General features: G+C 56.7%; 17 protein-coding genes and 1 pseudogene. 9 read left to right on the top strand and 9 right to left on the bottom strand.

The genetic code is table 11. The annotated features are described in order from the left end of the window. Positions 1-175 precede the first annotated feature (175 nt). Positions 176-1,273, top strand: a complete 1,098-nt coding sequence (gene gcvT / locus CGZ77_RS05850) for a glycine cleavage system aminomethyltransferase GcvT (RefSeq protein WP_009427048.1) — start codon at positions 176-178, stop codon at positions 1,271-1,273. Positions 1,274-1,441: 168 nt separating this feature from the next. Then, positions 1,442-2,521, top strand: a complete 1,080-nt coding sequence (gene apbC, locus CGZ77_RS05845; RefSeq protein WP_009427046.1) for an iron-sulfur cluster carrier protein ApbC — start codon at positions 1,442-1,444, stop codon at positions 2,519-2,521. Positions 2,522-2,595: 74 nt separating this feature from the next. Here the strand turns inward: apbC and tfpZ are convergent, their stop codons facing one another. The 7 genes from tfpZ to CGZ77_RS05815 all read right to left on the bottom strand — a co-directional run bounded on the left by tfpZ (position 2,596) and on the right by CGZ77_RS05815 (position 8,058). After that, complete coding sequence (gene tfpZ / locus CGZ77_RS05840; RefSeq protein ID WP_009427045.1) at positions 2,596-3,375, bottom strand: TfpX/TfpZ family type IV pilin accessory protein; 780 nt, start codon at positions 3,373-3,375, stop codon at positions 2,596-2,598. Positions 3,376-3,479: 104 nt separating this feature from the next. Continuing rightward, entirely contained in the window at positions 3,480-3,974 is a 495-nt protein-coding gene (locus tag CGZ77_RS12455; protein ID WP_009427044.1) for a pilin, read from the bottom strand. Positions 3,975-4,026: 52 nt separating this feature from the next. Next, positions 4,027-5,211, bottom strand: coding sequence for a serine hydrolase (locus CGZ77_RS05830; protein WP_009427043.1), 1,185 nt, complete (start codon positions 5,209-5,211; stop codon positions 4,027-4,029). A gap of 92 nt (positions 5,212-5,303) precedes the next feature. Continuing rightward, a complete protein-coding gene (locus CGZ77_RS05825) occupies positions 5,304-5,810 on the bottom strand; it encodes a pilin (RefSeq protein WP_094031025.1) in 507 nt (168 codons plus the stop codon). A 119-nt stretch (positions 5,811-5,929) separates the two neighbouring features. Next, positions 5,930-6,070, bottom strand: coding sequence for a hypothetical protein (locus CGZ77_RS12065; RefSeq protein WP_157058149.1), 141 nt, complete (start codon positions 6,068-6,070; stop codon positions 5,930-5,932). A 269-nt stretch (positions 6,071-6,339) separates the two neighbouring features. Beyond that, positions 6,340-6,969: a 16S rRNA (guanine(527)-N(7))-methyltransferase RsmG gene (rsmG, locus tag CGZ77_RS05820; RefSeq protein WP_094031024.1), complete on the bottom strand. Its 630-nt coding sequence runs from the start codon at positions 6,967-6,969 to the stop codon at positions 6,340-6,342. Between the two features lie 81 nt (positions 6,970-7,050). Further along, entirely contained in the window at positions 7,051-8,058 is a 1,008-nt protein-coding gene (locus CGZ77_RS05815; RefSeq protein WP_009427037.1) for a thiamine ABC transporter substrate binding subunit, read from the bottom strand. Positions 8,059-8,112: 54 nt separating this feature from the next. Between CGZ77_RS05815 and CGZ77_RS05810 the strand changes: the two genes are divergently transcribed. The 4 genes from CGZ77_RS05810 (at position 8,113) to CGZ77_RS05795 (ending at position 12,264) form a co-directional block, all read left to right on the top strand. Next, entirely contained in the window at positions 8,113-8,766 is a 654-nt protein-coding gene (locus CGZ77_RS05810) for a pyrimidine 5'-nucleotidase (RefSeq protein ID WP_009427036.1), read from the top strand. 168 nt (positions 8,767-8,934) lie between these two features. Next, positions 8,935-10,830 carry a tRNA uridine-5-carboxymethylaminomethyl(34) synthesis enzyme MnmG gene (gene mnmG, locus CGZ77_RS05805; RefSeq protein WP_009427035.1) on the top strand — a complete coding sequence of 632 codons (1,896 nt, stop codon included), beginning with the start codon at positions 8,935-8,937 and terminating at the stop codon, positions 10,828-10,830. Between the two features lie 77 nt (positions 10,831-10,907). Beyond that, positions 10,908-11,441 carry a hypothetical protein gene (locus tag CGZ77_RS05800; protein WP_009427034.1) on the top strand — a complete coding sequence of 178 codons (534 nt, stop codon included), beginning with the start codon at positions 10,908-10,910 and terminating at the stop codon, positions 11,439-11,441. Between the two features lie 127 nt (positions 11,442-11,568). Beyond that, the gene (locus CGZ77_RS05795) at positions 11,569-12,264 is read left to right on the top strand and encodes a Sir2 family NAD-dependent protein deacetylase (protein ID WP_009427033.1); all 696 of its coding nucleotides are present in this window, start codon (positions 11,569-11,571) and stop codon (positions 12,262-12,264) included. 95 nt (positions 12,265-12,359) lie between these two features. Here the strand turns inward: CGZ77_RS05795 and CGZ77_RS05790 are convergent, their stop codons facing one another. Then, positions 12,360-13,097, bottom strand: a complete 738-nt coding sequence (locus CGZ77_RS05790; protein ID WP_369799228.1) for a DNA ligase — start codon at positions 13,095-13,097, stop codon at positions 12,360-12,362. A gap of 167 nt (positions 13,098-13,264) precedes the next feature. Here CGZ77_RS05790 and CGZ77_RS05785 point away from each other — a divergent pair, with 167 nt between their 5' ends. Continuing rightward, positions 13,265-13,900 carry an MBL fold metallo-hydrolase gene (locus CGZ77_RS05785; protein ID WP_036496562.1) on the top strand — a complete coding sequence of 212 codons (636 nt, stop codon included), beginning with the start codon at positions 13,265-13,267 and terminating at the stop codon, positions 13,898-13,900. Positions 13,901-14,247: 347 nt separating this feature from the next. Here the strand turns inward: CGZ77_RS05785 and CGZ77_RS05780 are convergent. After that, positions 14,248-14,469, bottom strand: a pseudogene (locus CGZ77_RS05780) (ComEA family DNA-binding protein); the annotation flags it as partial. 47 nt (positions 14,470-14,516) lie between these two features. Between CGZ77_RS05780 and aspA the strand changes: the two are divergent. Continuing rightward, positions 14,517-15,932 carry an aspartate ammonia-lyase gene (aspA, locus tag CGZ77_RS05775; protein WP_009425456.1) on the top strand — a complete coding sequence of 472 codons (1,416 nt, stop codon included), beginning with the start codon at positions 14,517-14,519 and terminating at the stop codon, positions 15,930-15,932. 405 nt (positions 15,933-16,337) lie between these two features. Beyond that, complete coding sequence (gene gap, locus CGZ77_RS05770) at positions 16,338-17,369, top strand: type I glyceraldehyde-3-phosphate dehydrogenase (RefSeq protein ID WP_009425457.1); 1,032 nt, start codon at positions 16,338-16,340, stop codon at positions 17,367-17,369. Positions 17,370-17,387: the final 18 nt, after the last annotated feature.

Raw genomic sequence — 17,387 nt, 5'->3', positions numbered from 1 at the left:
AACGCACAATAGATTAAATTTCCGCCCTCTTTAAAAATTAAATGTCTCTCAGACGGCCTTTGACGCATAAAACACCGCATTTGCCGCCACATTGCCGCCAAATGTAAAGAAACGCTTGTTTCCGCAGGGCGCGCCGCTATAATCAGGCCGTCTGAAACCGCAAACGGAGAAACCCATGACCCTGAACACCACGCCTTTTCATCAAGCCCATATCGACGCGGGCGCAAAACTCATCGACTTTGCCGGCTGGGAGCTGCCCATCCACTACGGCTCGCAAATCGCCGAACACGAAGCCGTGCGTACCGACGCGGGTATGTTCGACGTATCGCATATGCTGGTTACCGACGTGGCCGGTGCCAACGCCAAAGCCTTTTTCCGCAAACTGATTGCCAACGACGTGGCCAAGCTCGCCTTCGTCGGCAAAGCCCTCTACTCCGCCATGCTCAACGACAAAGGCGGCGTGATTGACGACTTAATCGTATACCGCACCAACGAAGCCGAAACCCAATACCGCATCGTCTCCAACGGCGCGACGCGCGAAAAAGACACCGCCCAGTTCCACAAAATCGGCGCGGAATTCGGCGTGGCGTTCAACCCGCGCTATGACTTGGGTATGCTCGCCGTGCAAGGCCCAAAAGCGGTTGAAAAACTCCTGACCGTCAAAACCGAATGGGCGGACGTGGTGAACAATCTCAAACCCTTCCAAGGCGCGGATTTGGGCAACGACTGGTTTGTCGCCCGCACCGGCTACACCGGCGAAGACGGCGTGGAAGTCATCCTGCCTGGCAGCGAAGCCACCGCGTTTTTCAAAGCCCTCGAAGCGGCAGGCGTGAAACCCTGCGGCCTCGGCGCGCGCGACACCCTGCGTATGGAAGCGGGCATGAACCTCTACGGCAACGATATGGACGACGACGTGAGCCCGCTGGAAGCCGGCATGGGCTGGACGGTGGATTTGAAAGACGAAGCGCGCGATTTCGTCGGCAAAGCCGCGCTCCTTGCCCTGAAAGAAAAAGGCGTAGCCGTAAAACAGGTCGGTCTGCTGCTCGCCAAAGGCGGCGTGTTGCGCGACCATATGGAAGTGGTAACCGACGCAGGGCGCGGCATCACCACCAGCGGCGTGTTCTCGCCCAGCCTCAAACAATCCATCGCCATCGCCCGCGTACCCAAAGATTTTGACGGCGATGCGGCCAAAGTCGTCATTCGCGGCAAAGAAGCCGATGTGCGCGTGTTGAAACTGCCGTTTGTACGCAACGGGCAAAAGCAGTTTGACTAAAGATTGTTGGCAGCAAAGAGGCCGTCTGAAAACCCAAAACAGGGTTTTCAGACGGCCTTTTGCCGCGCCGCCGCGTCTCGCCCAAGGCCGTCTGAAACACGGGGAATCTGCTAAAATGCGCCGCGTCGTGCCGCTTGCGGCAAACCGTCAACAGGAAAGGATAACAAAATGAATACAGAAACTTACCGCCAAGCCCTCGCCGCCGTTGCCATCCCCGGCACGGAGCGCACGCTGGGCGGCGAAAAGGCCGTGAAAGACGTGCGCAACGAAAAAGACGGCCTGCACGTCGAAATCGTTTTCGGCTTTCCCTACAACCACATCAAAGCGCAGCTTGCCGAGTCGGTTCAGACGGCCTTGGCCGACGCGGGCTGCGGCGACACCATCCATCTGCACCTGTCCGCCGACATCGTCACCCACAAAGTCCAGCCCGGCATCGCCACCATCAAAGGCGTGAAAAACATCATCGCCGTTGCCTCCGGCAAAGGCGGCGTCGGCAAGTCCACCACCACCGCCAATCTCGCCACCGCCATGGCACGCATGGGCGCGCGCGTCGGCGTGCTCGATGCCGACCTCTACGGCCCCAGCCAACCCACCATGCTCGGCGTGGCCGAACGCAAGCCCGACCAGCAGAACAAAAAGCTGATTCCCGTCGAAGCGCAGGGCGGCATCCAAGTCATGTCCATCGGCTTTCTCGTCGACACCGACCAGGCCGTCGTCTGGCGCGGGCCGATGGTCAGCCAGGCTTTGCAGCAGCTTTTGTTCCAAAGCGAATGGGACGATGTGGACTATCTCTTCGTCGATCTGCCGCCGGGCACGGGCGACATCCAGCTTACCCTGTCGCAGAAAATCCCCGTCACCGGCTCGGTGGTTGTCACTACGCCGCAGGACATTGCCCTGATCGACGCGCGCAAGGCCGTGAATATGTTTGAAAAGGTCAACATTCCCATCTTCGGCGTGCTGGAAAATATGTCGGTGCACATCTGCTCCAACTGCGGCCATGCCGAAGCCGTGTTCGGCAGCGAAGGCGGCAAAGAACTGGCAGGCCGTCTGAACGTGCCCCTGCTTGGCCGGCTCCCCCTGCAAATGGCCGTGCGCGAAGCGATGGACAACGGATCGGCCGCGCAGCTTTTCGACACGCATCCGGCCGTTGCCGAAATCTACACCGGCGCCGCTTTCCAAATCGCGCTGGCCGTGGCCGACAAAGGCCGCGACTACAGCAAGGCGTTTCCGAAGATTGTGGTGGAATAAAGCGCTTTCGCCCAAGCGGGCAAACGGCAAAAGGCCGTCTGAAAACCAAGTTTTCAGACGGCCTTTTGCCGAACTTATTTCTTAAACGCATCCAGTGGCGCAAAAGCTTTGAAATCGGTGTTCTTATCAAGCAGCACCGTCCAGTCTTTGTTTTCCTGTGAGGTAAACGGCAGATAATACAAATCGGCGCTTGGCAGCCCGCTTTTACTGATGGCCTGAGCCAAAGCGGGATGGCCGGGATACCGTTTTTCCAGTTCGGCCACCGGCCTCATTTTGCTGCGGATGCGGTCGCGGTGGGTTTCGTTTTCCGCTTCCCACCAAGCCGGCAGCATGCGCGGTTCTATCCCCTGCATGGACATTTCGATTCTCGCCAGCTCCTCGTCTCCGCTTTTGGAATCCCGCACGGCGATTCGTTTCACGCCCGTCCAGGGCAGCTGCCGGAATTCGGGCAAAGCCTCATTCAGCCTGTTTTTGTCGATTTCCGCCGCGCTCACAGTCGTAAAGCGGTCGTTTTCAAACACCACCCAAACGGGGCGCACCGCAGTCACCGTATACAACCCGTATAGCAGCGCCGCCGCCTGTATCATGCCAACCAACAGCAAATCCGTTACTGTTTCCCGTTTCGGCTTGGCCGGATTAGCCAAAACCGACGTCAATACCGGCCCGCATATAATGTCCACGGCCACAATCAAACCGAAAATCTGCAAACCGCCCATCAAATCCGGATAAGGCTGCGGATACCAGACGAAAAACACCAATGCGGCAACCACGGCCGCCACCAAGATATTGATAAGCAGATGTATGGATGCAAGCCGAAGGGCAAAACGCCATCGGGAAAGTTTGGGTTGGGTCATACTGTTTCTCAAACCATTTCAATTCATTAAGGAAATCACACCGACAGCAAAAATCTTCGCAAAGCCGGCAGATTGCGAAGATTTTCATATCATGCGGATCTTGATTAAGAAAGCGTGCACAAGCTGTTGATCGAAGGCAGGTTTACGGAAGAACCATTGGGCTTTTTGATGCTGCACGTCCATCCGCCTTCCGCATCGCGGGTCAGCGTGATGGTTGTACCGTGCAGGGTGTTGGTCGCGTTTTTTCCCAAAACAATGCTGATGTCTTTGAAATTTTTAGACGCATCCTTCGTGATGTCGGCCGAGCTGATGATGTTGGATTGCGGGATGGTGGAATTGAGGCCGATGTATTCGCGTTTGACGCCGTCGGCCACCGTATTGTCCTCTTCCGGCCGCAGGGTCGGGAAATTGCCGTTGCCCAACACGGTTTCAATGCTGGTTACCGTGGATTTCACTTCGTAATAAGCGCGGTTGAGCTGCGTGCGGACGATATAGTTCTGATACTGCGGAATGGCGATGGCCGCCAAAATGCCGATGATTGCAATCACAATCATCAATTCGATAAGGGTAAAACCTTTTGTTTTATTTGCGTTTTTCATACTAATTCCTGATTGTGCCGTTTCGGCGGCAGCTTGGCGCGGCCTGACACGGTTAAAATTTGTTCCGATAAATAAAACGTTTGATTTCGTCCGCCCCTTCGGCGGGAGACTCCGCCCAACCGGAAGCGAGCAACACGGTCACCCCGCCCTGATCGTCAACCATGGCTACAGACGATGCCGCCGGCAGATTGCCGTCGCGAAACCAAACTGCCGGACGATTGCCCTCCCGATAGGGAAACATCGCATAGCCGTAACAATCGCGCATTTGCGCCAAGTTGCAGCTTACGTTTTCCGGCATAGAAGTGATATTAAGCTTTTCCCGTGCCAACATGGCGCGGATTTCTTTTGCCGCACCCAATGCGCTGCCCGACAGGCCTGCGGCCGAGGCCGCCGCAGCGTAATCGAAAGAAGAATAAATGTCTGCAAGGCCGGTAAGCCCTTTTTCGACATAATTGTAACTAACTTCGTCACTTTCCTGCTGTTGGCGAATGAATTTCAGGCCGTCTTGCGCCAGAGGGTAAAGCCTGCCCATCGCCTCGGTATAAGTGCCGCCGCCCGATTTTCTCGCCACGATTTCGCCCAAGAGGCAATAGCCCAAATTGGAATAGCTGGTGCGGCTGCCGGGCGTGAAATTCAAACGGATTGTTCCCAGTTCGGCCAAACGGTTGGGACAGAGCGGTTCTTCGTTCGGGTTGAACATATCGATGCCGAGCATGGAATAGCGGTCGAAGCCGCCCTGATGCAGCAGCAGATGGGCAACCGTGATGTCGTTCATGCGCGGATCGGTTTGGTTGCGGATTTCAGGCAGGATGTCGACGGCTTTGGTATCCAGGCCGATTTTGTTTTCGTTGACCAGCGCCAGCACGGCATCGGCCGTCCACAGCTTGGTCATGCTGGCATAGCGGAAACGCGTTTGCTCCGTCACCGCATCGGAAAAATAAGGCTTGTCGAAAAAGCCGTTTTCGCAATGGAATTCCCTACCCTGCGCGTCGATATAGGCGATTTGGTTGGCAGGGGCGACTTGGCGCTCGACGGAAAGCCGCAGCGCGCCCTCCATCCAGGCGGGACTGCCCGGGCTGCACGAAAGTTTGGACAAAGCCAGCTTGGCACGCAGGGGATAGAGGGCATGCCATGCCGCATTGCGCGCCATATTGTCGACATAAAAATGGATGGCGGCGGCGGCAGCAGCCAGCAGCACGGCCACGGTGAGCATATCTTTGGTTCGTTTGGCGGACATCGTAGAAACCTGCTTTCGACGGCACTAATGATAAAAACGCACCCGCGCGGGGTGCGTTTCTTGAATAACCAGAATAAGAAATATCTTGATTATTAAGGTTTAGGAGTAGCTGCAGCAGCAGCAGTAGCAGAGCAACCGGTCGGACGGTATTTCTCGTCGATGCTGGTAGAGCAAGACCAAGTGCCTTCAGAAGTACGCCCCCAACCCAGAGTTTTGCCTTTCAGAGCAGTGGCAGCGTTAGTACCGAAAGTAGCAGTAATGCTGGCAGTGCCGTTGTCGTTGATGGTTACAGTCGGGAAGCCAACCGCTTTCTCGGTAGCAGCACCCAGCAGGTTGGACTGGGTAGCACCGGTTACACAAGTAGTGGCAATGGCGTTAGCAGCAGGAGTACCGCTGTGGATAACGACAGCAGTACGGCCGTCCAAGATACAGGTTTCAACGGCAGTTTTAATCTGGGAAGTTTCACCCATTATGCGGGAAGCCTGCGAGCGGGTAATGTAGTTTTGGTATTGGGGGATGGCGATGGCAGCCAAAATACCGATAATGGCGATTACGATCATCAACTCGATCAGGGTGAAACCTTTTTGCATTGCTTTCATGTTTTAACTCCAAGTTAGTACCGGCACAATTGCCGTTTATCAAAAAATCTGACTTTTGCCGCCCCATGCGGCGCAGTCTTGTTTGCTTCATTTCCCATAATGCGTTTGGCGCATATCTTTTAAAACTCGTTTCCTTGGCCGGCTGCTGCCTGCCGCGGATGAAATGTATCAAGCACGGCTTGTGCCAACGGCTCGGTTTCAGGTGTTTTCGTTTTTAATTTTATGTTTTTAATCGGTTTAAATTTCGATTCATTTATCATGGCACGAAAATCCGTCATGACAAAAGAGTGTATTTTTGCGGCACTTCTGCCTTTTTAGGGTATCGGCATAAAGCCGCAGTTCGGCAGCTGACGGATTTTGTCAGCCCTACATTCCGCAAAGGCCGTCTGAAAGCGAAGATCCCGCAGGCATCACACCCTGCCGCTACGGCAGAGGCCGTCTGAAAACGTTCAGACGGCCTCTTTGTGTTCTGTTTTCTAAATATACGGAATACCGGTATTCCGCCAAACTTCGCTTTCAGACGGCCTTTTCAGACGGCCTTGGGGCGCATGATCACCATATGCCGCTCGGCGTCGAGCATGGGAACGTGGAGTTTTTCCACTTTCACCACTTCGATGCTGTCGGGGAGCTGTTCGATTTCTTCGTAGGGGTATACGCCTTTCATGGCCGCCCAGTAGCCGTTTTCGCCGAGCAGGTGTTTGGTGAGGGCGGCGAAGTCGCGCAACTCGGCAAAGGCGCGGCTGGTGACGACGTTGGCTTTTTTGTCGTGCATGGCTTCGACGCGGCCGGAGGCGACGGTGATGTTTTTCAGACCCAGTTCGATGGCGGCCTGTTGCAGGAAGGCGGTTTTTTTGGTGTTGGCATCGAGCAGGGTGATGGGCAGATCGGGGCGGCAGATGGCGGCGGGGATGCCGGGCATGCCGCCGCCCGAGCCGACGTCCATCATGGAGGACGCGCCTTCTATATAAGGCAGCAGGGTGAGGCTGTCGAGGATGTGGTGGCTGATAACGCGGCTCTCGTCGCGCAGGGCGGTGAGGTTGTAGGCGGCGTTCCATTTGCCCAAAAGGGCGGCGTATTCGAGCAGCAGGAGCTGGCGGGCGGGGTCGAGGGCGATGCCCATTTCGGCGAGGCCGGCTTGGAGTTTTTGTTTGTTGTCCATGGTTGTGTCCTGATCAAGGGGAGGCCGTCTGAAAGCGGTGTTTCTGTCTTTTCAGACGGCCTTTGTCGGCGGATTCGCGGTTTATTTGAGCACGACGCGTATCCAGTGGCTGACCCAGCGGCGCTGGTTTTTGGCGATGGCCGCTTCGGGCGGGTTGTCGGCGTGCTGCGGCGCTTGGGCATATTTGAAGACCTCGGGCAGCGGGGTGTTTTTCACGGCGGGGTAAACCCACATTTCGCCGGGAATGGCTTTTTGCACGGCGGGGCTTTGCAGGTATTGCACGAGTTTGGCCGCCAGCTCGGGCTCTTGCGCGCCGCCAAGCACCGCCGCGCCTTCCACCTGGCGGAACACGCCGCCTTTGAGGAACAGGTTGGCGGTGGGCGGTGTGCTGTATTTGCCTTTGCCGTAGTGCACTTCGGCGGCGGGGCTGGACGCGTAGCCGACGACGATGGGGCGCGCGCCGCCGTTTTGCGTGAATTCGGTGTAGTAGGCTTCGCTCCAGTCTTTGGTGATTTTCACGCCGTTGGCGCGCATTTTCGCCCACCAGTCAAACGCCTGCTTTTCGCCCAAGCCCTGAATGTTGGCGAGCAGAAAACCCAGTCCGGCGCTGGACATGCCGGGATTGGGCACGGCCAGCAGGTTTTTATACTGCGGCTTGGCCAAGTCGTCCAAAGTCTGCGGCAGCGGCAGCTTGTGCTTGGCAAACCAGGCTTTGTCGTAATTGAGCGTGATGTAGCCCGAGTCTACCGCCAGCGCGTGCGGCAGACTTGCGTTCACGGCGGCGGAAGCGGGCTGGCGCGGCGCGAGTATGCCGCTTTCGCGGGCTTTGAGCACCGTGGTGTTGTCGAGGCCGTATACCGCATCGGCAATCGGGCGGGCGCGGCTGAGCACCAGCTTGTTCACCATTTCGTTGCCGCTGCCCGCCTTGATCACGGACACCTTCGCATCGTTGGCACGCTCGAAGGCGGCAAAAGCGTCTTTGGGCAGGCTGAACGATTTGTGCACCGCCAGCCGTACTTCGGTTTGCGCCTGCACCTGTGTCGACGCGAACAAAAAAGCGGCCGCTGCCGCCTGCAAAACCTGTTTCATGCAACATTCTCCGTTTGGTTATAATCGGGCGCGGATGATACCCGCAAAACCGCCATGAATAAAGACACAGAGCCGATTTGGCTGTTCGATCTCGACAACACCCTGCACCGCGCCGACGCGGGCATTTTTTATCTTATCAACCGCCGCATGACCGAATGGCTGGCCGCCGAAATGCGTTTGCCTGAAACCGAGGCCGACTGCCTGCGGCGGCAGTGGTGGCACGAACACGGTGCGACGCTCGCCGGCCTGCGCCTGCACCGCCCCGAAGCCGACACCGCCGACTTTTTGCGTTTTTCGCACCCGATGGACGACATCCTGCCCAAACTCTGCGGCGAAACAGGCGCGGCGCAGGCCTTAGGCCGTCTGAAAGGACGCAAGGCCGTGCTCTCCAATGCGCCGTCGTTTTATGTGCGCAGCCTCGTGTCCGCCCTCGGCCTGAACGGCTTTTTCGGCGCCCTGCTGGGCACGGACGACTGCGGCTACGCCTGCAAGCCCGATCCCGCCGCCTATCTCTCCGCCTGCACCGCCCTGAACGCTGCGCCCGAAAACTGCATCATGGTCGACGACTCCGCCGCCAACCTCGCCGCCGCGAAAAAACTCGGCATGCGCACCGTCTGGTACGGAGAACACGCCCATCCCCTGCCCTTCGCCGACTGCGCCGCGCAAAACATGGCCGCTCTGGCGGCATGGGGCGAAAAGGCCGTCTGAAAAACAGCGCGGGCATTTTCAGACGGCCTTTTCACACAGACGGAAACGGCCTTCCGCCTCCCTGACAAAAGCGCGTACAATCCGCGCCTTTCTTTTTTACGAACAACCTTTTCAGACGGCCTCCATCCCAAACAGAGGCCGTCTGAAACCCGGAAAGCACACACCCAAATGTCCACCATTGTTTACCCCAAAACCTACGACGTCATCATCGTCGGCGGCGGCCACGCAGGCACGGAAGCCGCGCTGGCTGCCGCGCGCATGGGCGCGCAAACGCTGCTGCTCACCCACAATATCGAAACGCTCGGGCAGATGTCCTGCAACCCTTCCATCGGCGGTATCGGCAAAGGCCATCTGGTGCGCGAAGTGGATGCGCTCGGAGGCGCGATGGCGCTGGCAACCGATATGAGCGGAATCCAGTTTCGCCGCTTAAACGCCAGCAAAGGTGCGGCGGTACGCGCCACCCGCGCCCAGGCCGACCGCCTGTTGTACAAAGCCGCCATCCGCGAAATGCTGGAAAACCAGCCGAATTTGGATTTGTTCCAGCAGGCGGTGGACGATATTACTTTAAACGGCAACCACGTATCGGGCGTGAAAACCGCGATGAATGTCGAGTTTAAAGCCCGCGCCGTGGTTTTAACCGCAGGCACGTTTCTCGCGGGCAAAATCCACATCGGTTTGGAAAACTATTCGGGCGGACGCGCAGGCGACCCTGCCGCACAGTCGCTTTCAGGCTGCCTGAAAGAGCTGAACCTGCCGCAAGGCCGTCTGAAAACCGGCACGCCGCCGCGCATCGACGGGCGCACGATTGATTTTTCCGTGCTGGAAGAGCAGCCCGGCGACACGCCGATACCCGTGATGTCCGTGCGCGGCAGCGCGGCGCTGCACCCGCGCCAAGTGTCGTGCTGGATTACCCACACCAACACGCAAACCCACGACATCATCCGCACAGGCTTCGACCGCAGCCCGATGTTTACCGGCAAAATCGAAGGCGTGGGGCCGCGCTACTGCCCGTCGATTGAAGACAAAATCAACCGCTTCGCTGACAAAGACAGCCACCAAATCTTCCTCGAACCCGAAGGCCTGACCACGCACGAATACTACCCCAACGGCATCTCCACCAGCCTGCCGTTTGACATCCAGCTTGCCCTCGTGCGCTCGATGAAAGGCTTGGAAAACGCCCACATTCTGCGCCCCGGCTATGCCATCGAATACGACTATTTCGACCCGCGCAACCTGAAAGCCAGCTTGGAAACCAAAACCATCAACGGCTTGTTCTTCGCAGGGCAGATCAACGGCACAACCGGCTACGAAGAAGCCGCCGCACAAGGGCTGCTCGCGGGCGCAAACGCCGTACAGTATGTGCGCGGACAAGAGCCGCTGCTGCTGCGCCGCGAACAGGCGTATCTGGGCGTATTAGTCGATGATTTAATTACCAAAGGCGTTAACGAGCCGTATCGTATGTTCACCAGCCGCGCCGAATACCGCCTGCAGCTGCGCGAAGACAATGCCGATATGCGGCTCACCGAAGACGGCCGCAAAATCGGCTTAATCGGCGAAGCCCAATGGCGCGCATTCAACGAAAAACGCGAAGCCGTCGAGCGTGAAATCCAACGGCTCAAAACCACTTGGTACACGCCGCAAAAGCTGCCCGAGTCCGAACAAATGCGCGTATTCGGGCAAAAATTGAGCCGCGAAGCCAACCTGCACGACCTGCTGCGCCGCCCTAATCTCGATTACGCCGCGCTGATGACCCTACCCGACGCCGCACCGCCCGCCACGCTGCCTGAAAACGTGGTGGAACAAGTGGAAATCCAAGTCAAATACCAAGGCTACATCGACCGCCAGCAGGAAGAAATCAACAACCGCCGCGATTTGGAGACTTTCAGGCTGCCTGAAAATATTGATTACGCCAAAGTCAAAGGCTTGTCCGCCGAAGTGCAGCAGAAACTCAACCAGCACCAGCCCGAAACACTGGGGCAGGCATCGCGCATTTCGGGGGTAACGCCCGCTGCAGTGGCGCTGTTGATGGTGCATTTGAAGCGTGGGTTTAAAGACGCAAAGTAAACGGCAGAAGGCAGCCTGAAAAGCGGACAAACCGTTTTCAGGCTGCCTTCAAACCCATTCCGAACAAAGGAAAACGCATGAAATACTACAATTTATATTCCGCCGTGAACAACGAAGCCGCGTATGCCGATTTACAGCAAACCGACGCAGGCATTGACGATTTTATTGTGTACGGCGAGGGCGGTTACCGGCAACAAGCGGTTTTTATCGCGCAGGAAGGATATACGCCCGACAATATTTCGCAAACCGACTTTATCCAAACCATTCCCAAAATGCCTTTGTTTTCCGAGCGTTTCGTGCACAAGCTGGCGGGGCATTTGGAACAGGAGCTGGCATTTTTCCCTGCGGTGCTCAAAATCCGAAATGTGGAATTGAGGTGCTTTTTGGGCAAAATCAAACCGTCGCTTGCCTTGGTTGATTTTGAACAATCCGATTGTTACGAAATCGACGGCGAACGGTTTATCGACTACCCGCCCGTTTTCCTTGAACACGCGGGCGGGTTTGAGTATTGCGCCAAAGAGGATTCGGACAATCTGGTTTGGGTGTTTACGGAGAAATTCAAAGAATTGGTGCTTGCCAACAATCTGAACATCGCGTTTTTGCCTGTTTGAGGGGATGACGCGTTGCTGCGGGATTCCGAAATATAAAAGGCCGTCTGAAAATCCGAGACGTCTTCAGACGGCATACCGGTTTCCCATATTGTGGCTTGCCAAAACAGAATACCGAAAGGAACAAACAATGAAAAAATGCGTGGCGCTGACCGGCGCGGGCATCAGCGCCGAAAGCGGCCTGCAAACCTTCCGCGACAGCGACGGGCTGTGGGAGGGCTGGCGCATCGAGGACGTTTGCACGCCCGAAGCCTTCGCCCGCCAGCCGCAGGTGGTAATCGACTTTTACAACAAGAGGCGGCGCAAAGCGGCGGCAGCCAAACCGAATGCCGCACACAAGGCTTTGGCCGAGTTGGAAAAATATTACGACGTGCAAATCATCACGCAAAACGTGGACAATCTGCACGAGCGGGCGGGCAGCAGCAAGGTGCTGCATCTGCACGGCGAATTGGACAAGCTCAGAAGCACGGCCGACGAAACCGACGTGATGCCGTGGAGCGGCGATCAGAAGCCGTCCGACTGCGACCGCTACGGCAATCCGCTGCGGCCGCACATCGTCTGGTTCGGCGAGGCCGTGCCGCTGATGGACAAGGCGGCGGGCATGGTGTGCGGTGCCGACATTGTGATGGTGGTGGGCACGTCGCTTCAGGTTTACCCCGCCGCGTCGCTGCTTCATTATGCCCGCTCCGACGCGCCGGTTTATCTGGTTGATCCGAAACCGAATTTGAACGGCGTGCGGGCGGAGGTGTTGGCGAAAAAGGCGGCGGAAGGGGTGCCGCAACTGGTTGGCGAACTGATTGCGGCGGCACGGCGGGAACAGGGCTGAATGCCGCGGAAAAACAGTTGAGGCCGTCTGAAAAAACGGACTGCTTCGTTTTCAGACGGCCTCGGTATGGCAGAGCGGTTTCAGACGGCCTCCGCTCAATCTTTGCGGACGCGCATAAACGTGGCGAAACGGGGCAGGCCTTTTTGTGTGAAACCGCGATAGCGGTAGGTGATAACCGAACCGACAGGCGGCGGATTGGCGCGGTCGGCATCCTTGAATCCGCTGCCGATTTTGAATTCGCCCAAACTGTTGCGGCAGCCGACGGAGCCGAGTTTGCCCGCGTATTTGCCCTTTCCTTCGTAATGTTTGGTGACGGTGCATTCCGCATCCTGCTGCGGTTTCAGTTTCAGATAGCTGCTGCTGCGCCCCGCCGCGTAAGGTGCGGCAGGATCGCGCAAAATCACGCCCTCGCCGCCTTCCGCAACGATTTTTTCCATCATGGCGCGCGCTTGGACGATGTCTTTTACCGGCGTCTGCCTGACGACTGAAATATTGGCGGGGTATTTTTTCAGACGGCCTTCTATAACCGCCAACCGTTTGTAAAGATTACCCTGCGCCTGCGGTACATCGAAAACATACAGGCGTATGCCCGACCAATCGCCCGATGCGGAGCGGACAGCGGCCGAAGTCTGCTCAAAACGTCCGCGTCCGGCATAAAGCTCGCCGTCCAGCGGATAATCGGGAAAATTTTTGGTAAACCCCGGCGGAGGTGTGAAAGCGTATCCCTGACGGCTGAGCAGTTTTTTGCCGTCCCAATAGGCGCGCACGCCGTCCAATTTTTCGCTTGCCGCCCAGTTTTCCACGTTTTGGTTGCGGTACTCCTCGGCCAGCATCAGCGACGGAGCGGCATGGGCAGCGCAGCTTATGGAAAAAAGCCCACAGAAAATAAGGTCTTTCACCGCATATACCTCCAAATAATTGGTTTGCATGCGATTATCACATATAATTCAGCAGATTGCAGGCCATGCAAACCCATAACAATATCCAGCCAAGGAAAACAATGTCGCTACATGTTGAAATCATACCCGTTACCCTGTTCCGCCAAAACTGCACGCTGATGTGGGACGACGAAAGCGGGGAAGCCGTATTCACCGATACGGGAGGCAACATCCCCCGACTGATGGAAGAAGCGGAAAAACGGAATCTGAAAGCAAAAGCCGTCTGGCTCACACACGGACATCTCGATCATATCGGCGGCGTATCGGAAATCACCGCGCTCAACCCCGAAATTCAGGTTTTCGGTCCCCACGAAGCAGACCGCTTTCTGCTCGCCGACCTCGCCTCCATCACCAAACAATATAATTTCCCCCCCGCGAAACCCTTTATGCCAACCCAATGGCTCTCCGACGGCGACACTCTGAAAGTTGGAAAATATGCGTTCAAAGTACTTCATGTTCCGGGACATACGCCCGGTCATGTCGTCTTTTATTGCGCCGAAGCAGAATTACTGATTGCGGGAGACGTCATTTTTTACGAAAGCATAGGCCGAACCGATTTCGAACGCAGCAATCACGAAGATTTGATCCGCAACATCAGAGAAAAGATTTTCGCACTCCCTGACGATACCCAAATCATCACCGGTCACGGACGCATGACTACCGTCGGGCATGAAAAACGGCATAATCCGTATCTTTGAATTTTTGGATATCAGTAAGGAAAAATACCCAAAGTTCCTTACTCCTATACGTTTTTAAATTTTGAACGAATCTATAAAACAGCAGGTAACAACTGCATAACGCCACGAACACGCCGATTTGATTTTCACTGAGGTGGTTATTCCGTTATTCCTGTGAACGAACAATTTCTACCGTAGGACATCTCCCCCGTATAAATTCCACCAAAAGGTCAACTCAGACAACCATATGTCTGGGTTAGCCCTACACAGACGGTTTAACAGTCTGAATTGCTCCCATCGCTACAAATGACAAAGCCGCCGGATGCTGACAGGCACCGGCGGCTTTTGTTACGGACGGATGTGTCTGCCTACTTTTTGGCGGCGGGAGCGGGCGGTACGTTTTTGGCGGCAGGTGCGGCGGGTTTGGCTGCTTTGGCATTGGGTGCGGAACCGACGGTAGCCTCATCCTTGAGCTTGCCGAAGATACCCTCGCCGATGCCTTTGACCTTTTTCAAATCCTCAACCGATTTGAAATCACCGTTTTCCTTACGGTAGTCGGCAATGGCCTGGGCTTTGGCCGGGCCGATGCCTTATCTAGTACAGCCCCTATTTTTATCATCGAATTTGGAGAAAAGACATGACAAGCCGTACCGAACGCGACCTGTTGGGCGAGCGACAAATCCCTGCTGATGCCTATTGGGGCATCCACACCCTGCGCGCGGTGGAAAACTTCCGCATTTCCGAACGCAGGATTTCCGACATTCCCGAATTCGTGCGCGGCATGGTGATGGTGAAACAGGCCGCCGCCCGCGCCAACGCCGAGCTGGGCATGCTCTCCGCCGAAGTCGCGCAGGCGATCGACCAAGCCTGTGCCGAAGTGCTGGAAAAAGGCCGCTGTCTCGACCAGTTTCCGTCCGACGTTTATCAGGGCGGCGCGGGTACGTCGGTGAACATGAACACCAACGAAGTCATCGCCAACCTCGCCTTGGAAATCCTCGGCTACGCCAAAGGCAGCTACGGCATCATCGACCCGATGGATCATGTCAACGCAAGCCAGTCGACCAACGACGCCTATCCCACCGGCCTGCGCCTTGCCGTGTACAACAGCGCCGCCGCCCTGATGGAAAAAACAGGCCGTCTGAAAAAAGCCTTCGAGGACAAGGCCGCAGCCTTTAAAGACGTGCTGAAAATGGGGCGCACCCAGTTGCAGGACGCCGTGCCCATGTCGCTGGGCGCCGAATTTGCCGCCTTCGCCCGCTGGCTGGCAGACGAAGAGGCCAACCTGCAACGCAATATCGACCTGCTTTTAACCGTCAATCTCGGCGGCACCGCCATCGGCACCGGCGTCAACACCCCCGCAGGCTATGCGCCGCTGGCCGTGGCCAAACTCTCGGAAATCAGCGGCCTGCCGTGCACCCTGTCGCCCGATTTGGTTGCGGCCACGCCCGACTGTGGCGACTACGTCAGCGTCCATGCCGCGCTGAAACGTCTGGCGGTGAAGCTCTCCAAAATTTGCAACGATCTGCGCCTGCTCTCCTCCGGCCCGCGCGCCGGCCTGAACGAAATCAACCTGCCGGAAATGCAGGCCGGCTCGTCCATCATGCCCGCCAAAGTCAACCCTGTGATACCCGAAGTGGCCAACCAGGTCTGCTTCAAAGTGATCGGTAACGACACCGCCGTCGCCTTCGCCGCCGAAGCGGGGCAGCTCCAACTCAACGTGATGGAACCCGTTATCGCCCAAGCCCTGTTTGAAAGCATCGAACTGCTCGGCAACGCCTGCACCGCCTTGGCCGACAAATGCGTCGACGGCATCACCGCCAACCGCCAAACCTGCGCCGATTACGTTTTCGACTCCATCGGCATCGTCACCTACCTGAACCCCTTTATCGGCCACCACAACGGCGACAAAGTCGGCAGAATCTGCGCGCAAACCGGCCAAAGCGTGCGCGAAGTGGTGCTGGAACTCGGCCTGCTGGACGCGGCGCAGCTCGACGACATCCTGTCGCCCGCCAATCTGATGAACCCGCAATACAAGGCGGTGACAGCGGGTTAAGCTGCCGATTGGCATAAAACCGCTTCAAAGGCCGTCTGAAAAGCATTTCCCGCTTTTCAGACGGCCTTTTTATGCGGATGGGGCAGAAAATGGCTTAAAAGCGTATTGTTAAATACCGTTAATCCGAAAAATTGCGCCGTTTATCTATTAATAAATCGTTCGGCGCACAAAGCCGCTATGATGCATCCCGTCTGATAGATATTTGCTTTTCTAGCAAGTAAGTGAGTAAGACGTTTTCCCCGTAATGTGTTTGGCCGCCTGTCTTTTCAGGCGGCATTTTTTTGTCCGCAATTTGCCCCGAGGCCGTTTTTCAGACGGCCTTTTCCGACTACGTCCGATTACAAATTTGCTATAATCCGCCGGTTTTTATTTCCGCAAACCCACAAAACACAAAGGATTCAGACCATGGGCATCAAAGTTGCCATCAACGGCTACGGCCGCATCGGCCGCCAAGTATTGCGCGCCATTTACGACTACAACCTGCAAGACCGGCTCGAAATCGTTGCCGTCAACGCCAGCGGCGGCATCGAAACCAATGCCCACCTCACCAAATTCGACACCGTACACGGCCGCTTTGCCGCCGATGTGTCCCACGATGAAAACCACCTCATCATCAACGGCCGCAAAATCCCCTATTTCTCCACCCGCAACCCGGCCGAGCTGCCGTGGAAAGAACTCGGCGTGGATTTGGTAATGGAATGCACCGGTGCGTTTACCAGCAAAGCCAAAGCGCAAGTCCACCTCGACAGCGGCGCGAAGAAAGTGCTGATTTCCGCACCCGGCGGCGACGATGTCGATGCCACCGTTGTTTACGGCGTCAACGATGATGTGATTACCGACGACATGACCGTGATTTCCAACGCCTCCTGCACTACCAACTGCCTTGCTCCCGTGGCCAAAGTGTTGAGCGAAAGCGTCGGCATCGTCAAAGGCGCGATGACCACCATCCACGCGCTCACCAACGACCAAACCGTTACCGACGTGCGCCACAAAGACCTGCGCCGCGCGCGCAGCGGCGTGGAAAACATGATTCCCACCAAAACCGGCGCGGCCAAAGCCGTCGGCCTCGTACTGCCCGAACTCAAAGGCAAGCTCGACGGCCTCGCCATCCGCGTGCCCACCGTCAACGTATCTCTGGTTGACCTGAGCTTCCAAGCCGGACGCGATACTTCCGTCGACGAAATCAACGCGCTGATGAAAGCCGCCGCCGAAGAAGGCCGTCTGAAAGGCGTGTTGGCGTACAATACCCTGCCGCTGGTGTCCACCGACTTCAACCACACCACCGTCGCCAGCAGCTTTGATGCCACGATTACCAAAGTCGTCGACGGCAATATGGTGAAAGTGTTCGCCTGGTACGACAACGAATGGGGCTTCAGCTGCCAGATGCTGCGCACCGCCCTGCGCATGACCGGACAGGAAGTGCCCGAATTCGCATAAGCCGCGCCTGCGGCAGAG

Origin of the sequence: Neisseria sp. KEM232, from assembly GCF_002237445.1 — a bacterium.
Classification (GTDB): domain Bacteria; phylum Pseudomonadota; class Gammaproteobacteria; order Burkholderiales; family Neisseriaceae; genus Neisseria.
The sequence above is the reverse complement of the archived record's forward strand: the minus strand, read 5'-3'. Positions and strand labels throughout refer to the sequence as shown.

Bases quoted from the DNA above. Each gene is read 5' to 3' on its own strand.
- gcvT (WP_009427048.1), top strand. From the start codon at position 176: ATGACCCTGAACACCACGCCTTTTCATCAAGCCCATATCGACGCGGGC.
- apbC (WP_009427046.1), top strand. From the start codon at position 1,442: ATGAATACAGAAACTTACCGCCAAGCCCTCGCCGCCGTTGCCATCCCC.
- tfpZ (WP_009427045.1), bottom strand. From the start codon at position 3,375: ATGACCCAACCCAAACTTTCCCGATGGCGTTTTGCCCTTCGGCTTGCA.
- CGZ77_RS12455 (WP_009427044.1), bottom strand. From the start codon at position 3,974: ATGAAAAACGCAAATAAAACAAAAGGTTTTACCCTTATCGAATTGATG.
- CGZ77_RS05830 (WP_009427043.1), bottom strand. From the start codon at position 5,211: ATGTCCGCCAAACGAACCAAAGATATGCTCACCGTGGCCGTGCTGCTG.
- CGZ77_RS05825 (WP_094031025.1), bottom strand. From the start codon at position 5,810: ATGAAAGCAATGCAAAAAGGTTTCACCCTGATCGAGTTGATGATCGTA.
- CGZ77_RS12065 (WP_157058149.1), bottom strand. From the start codon at position 6,070: ATGATAAATGAATCGAAATTTAAACCGATTAAAAACATAAAATTAAAA.
- rsmG (WP_094031024.1), bottom strand. From the start codon at position 6,969: ATGGACAACAAACAAAAACTCCAAGCCGGCCTCGCCGAAATGGGCATC.
- CGZ77_RS05815 (WP_009427037.1), bottom strand. From the start codon at position 8,058: ATGAAACAGGTTTTGCAGGCGGCAGCGGCCGCTTTTTTGTTCGCGTCG.
- CGZ77_RS05810 (WP_009427036.1), top strand. From the start codon at position 8,113: ATGAATAAAGACACAGAGCCGATTTGGCTGTTCGATCTCGACAACACC.
- mnmG (WP_009427035.1), top strand. From the start codon at position 8,935: ATGTCCACCATTGTTTACCCCAAAACCTACGACGTCATCATCGTCGGC.
- CGZ77_RS05800 (WP_009427034.1), top strand. From the start codon at position 10,908: ATGAAATACTACAATTTATATTCCGCCGTGAACAACGAAGCCGCGTAT.
- CGZ77_RS05795 (WP_009427033.1), top strand. From the start codon at position 11,569: ATGAAAAAATGCGTGGCGCTGACCGGCGCGGGCATCAGCGCCGAAAGC.
- CGZ77_RS05790 (WP_369799228.1), bottom strand. From the start codon at position 13,097: ATGCTGGCCGAGGAGTACCGCAACCAAAACGTGGAAAACTGGGCGGCA.
- CGZ77_RS05785 (WP_036496562.1), top strand. From the start codon at position 13,265: ATGTCGCTACATGTTGAAATCATACCCGTTACCCTGTTCCGCCAAAAC.
- aspA (WP_009425456.1), top strand. From the start codon at position 14,517: ATGACAAGCCGTACCGAACGCGACCTGTTGGGCGAGCGACAAATCCCT.
- gap (WP_009425457.1), top strand. From the start codon at position 16,338: ATGGGCATCAAAGTTGCCATCAACGGCTACGGCCGCATCGGCCGCCAA.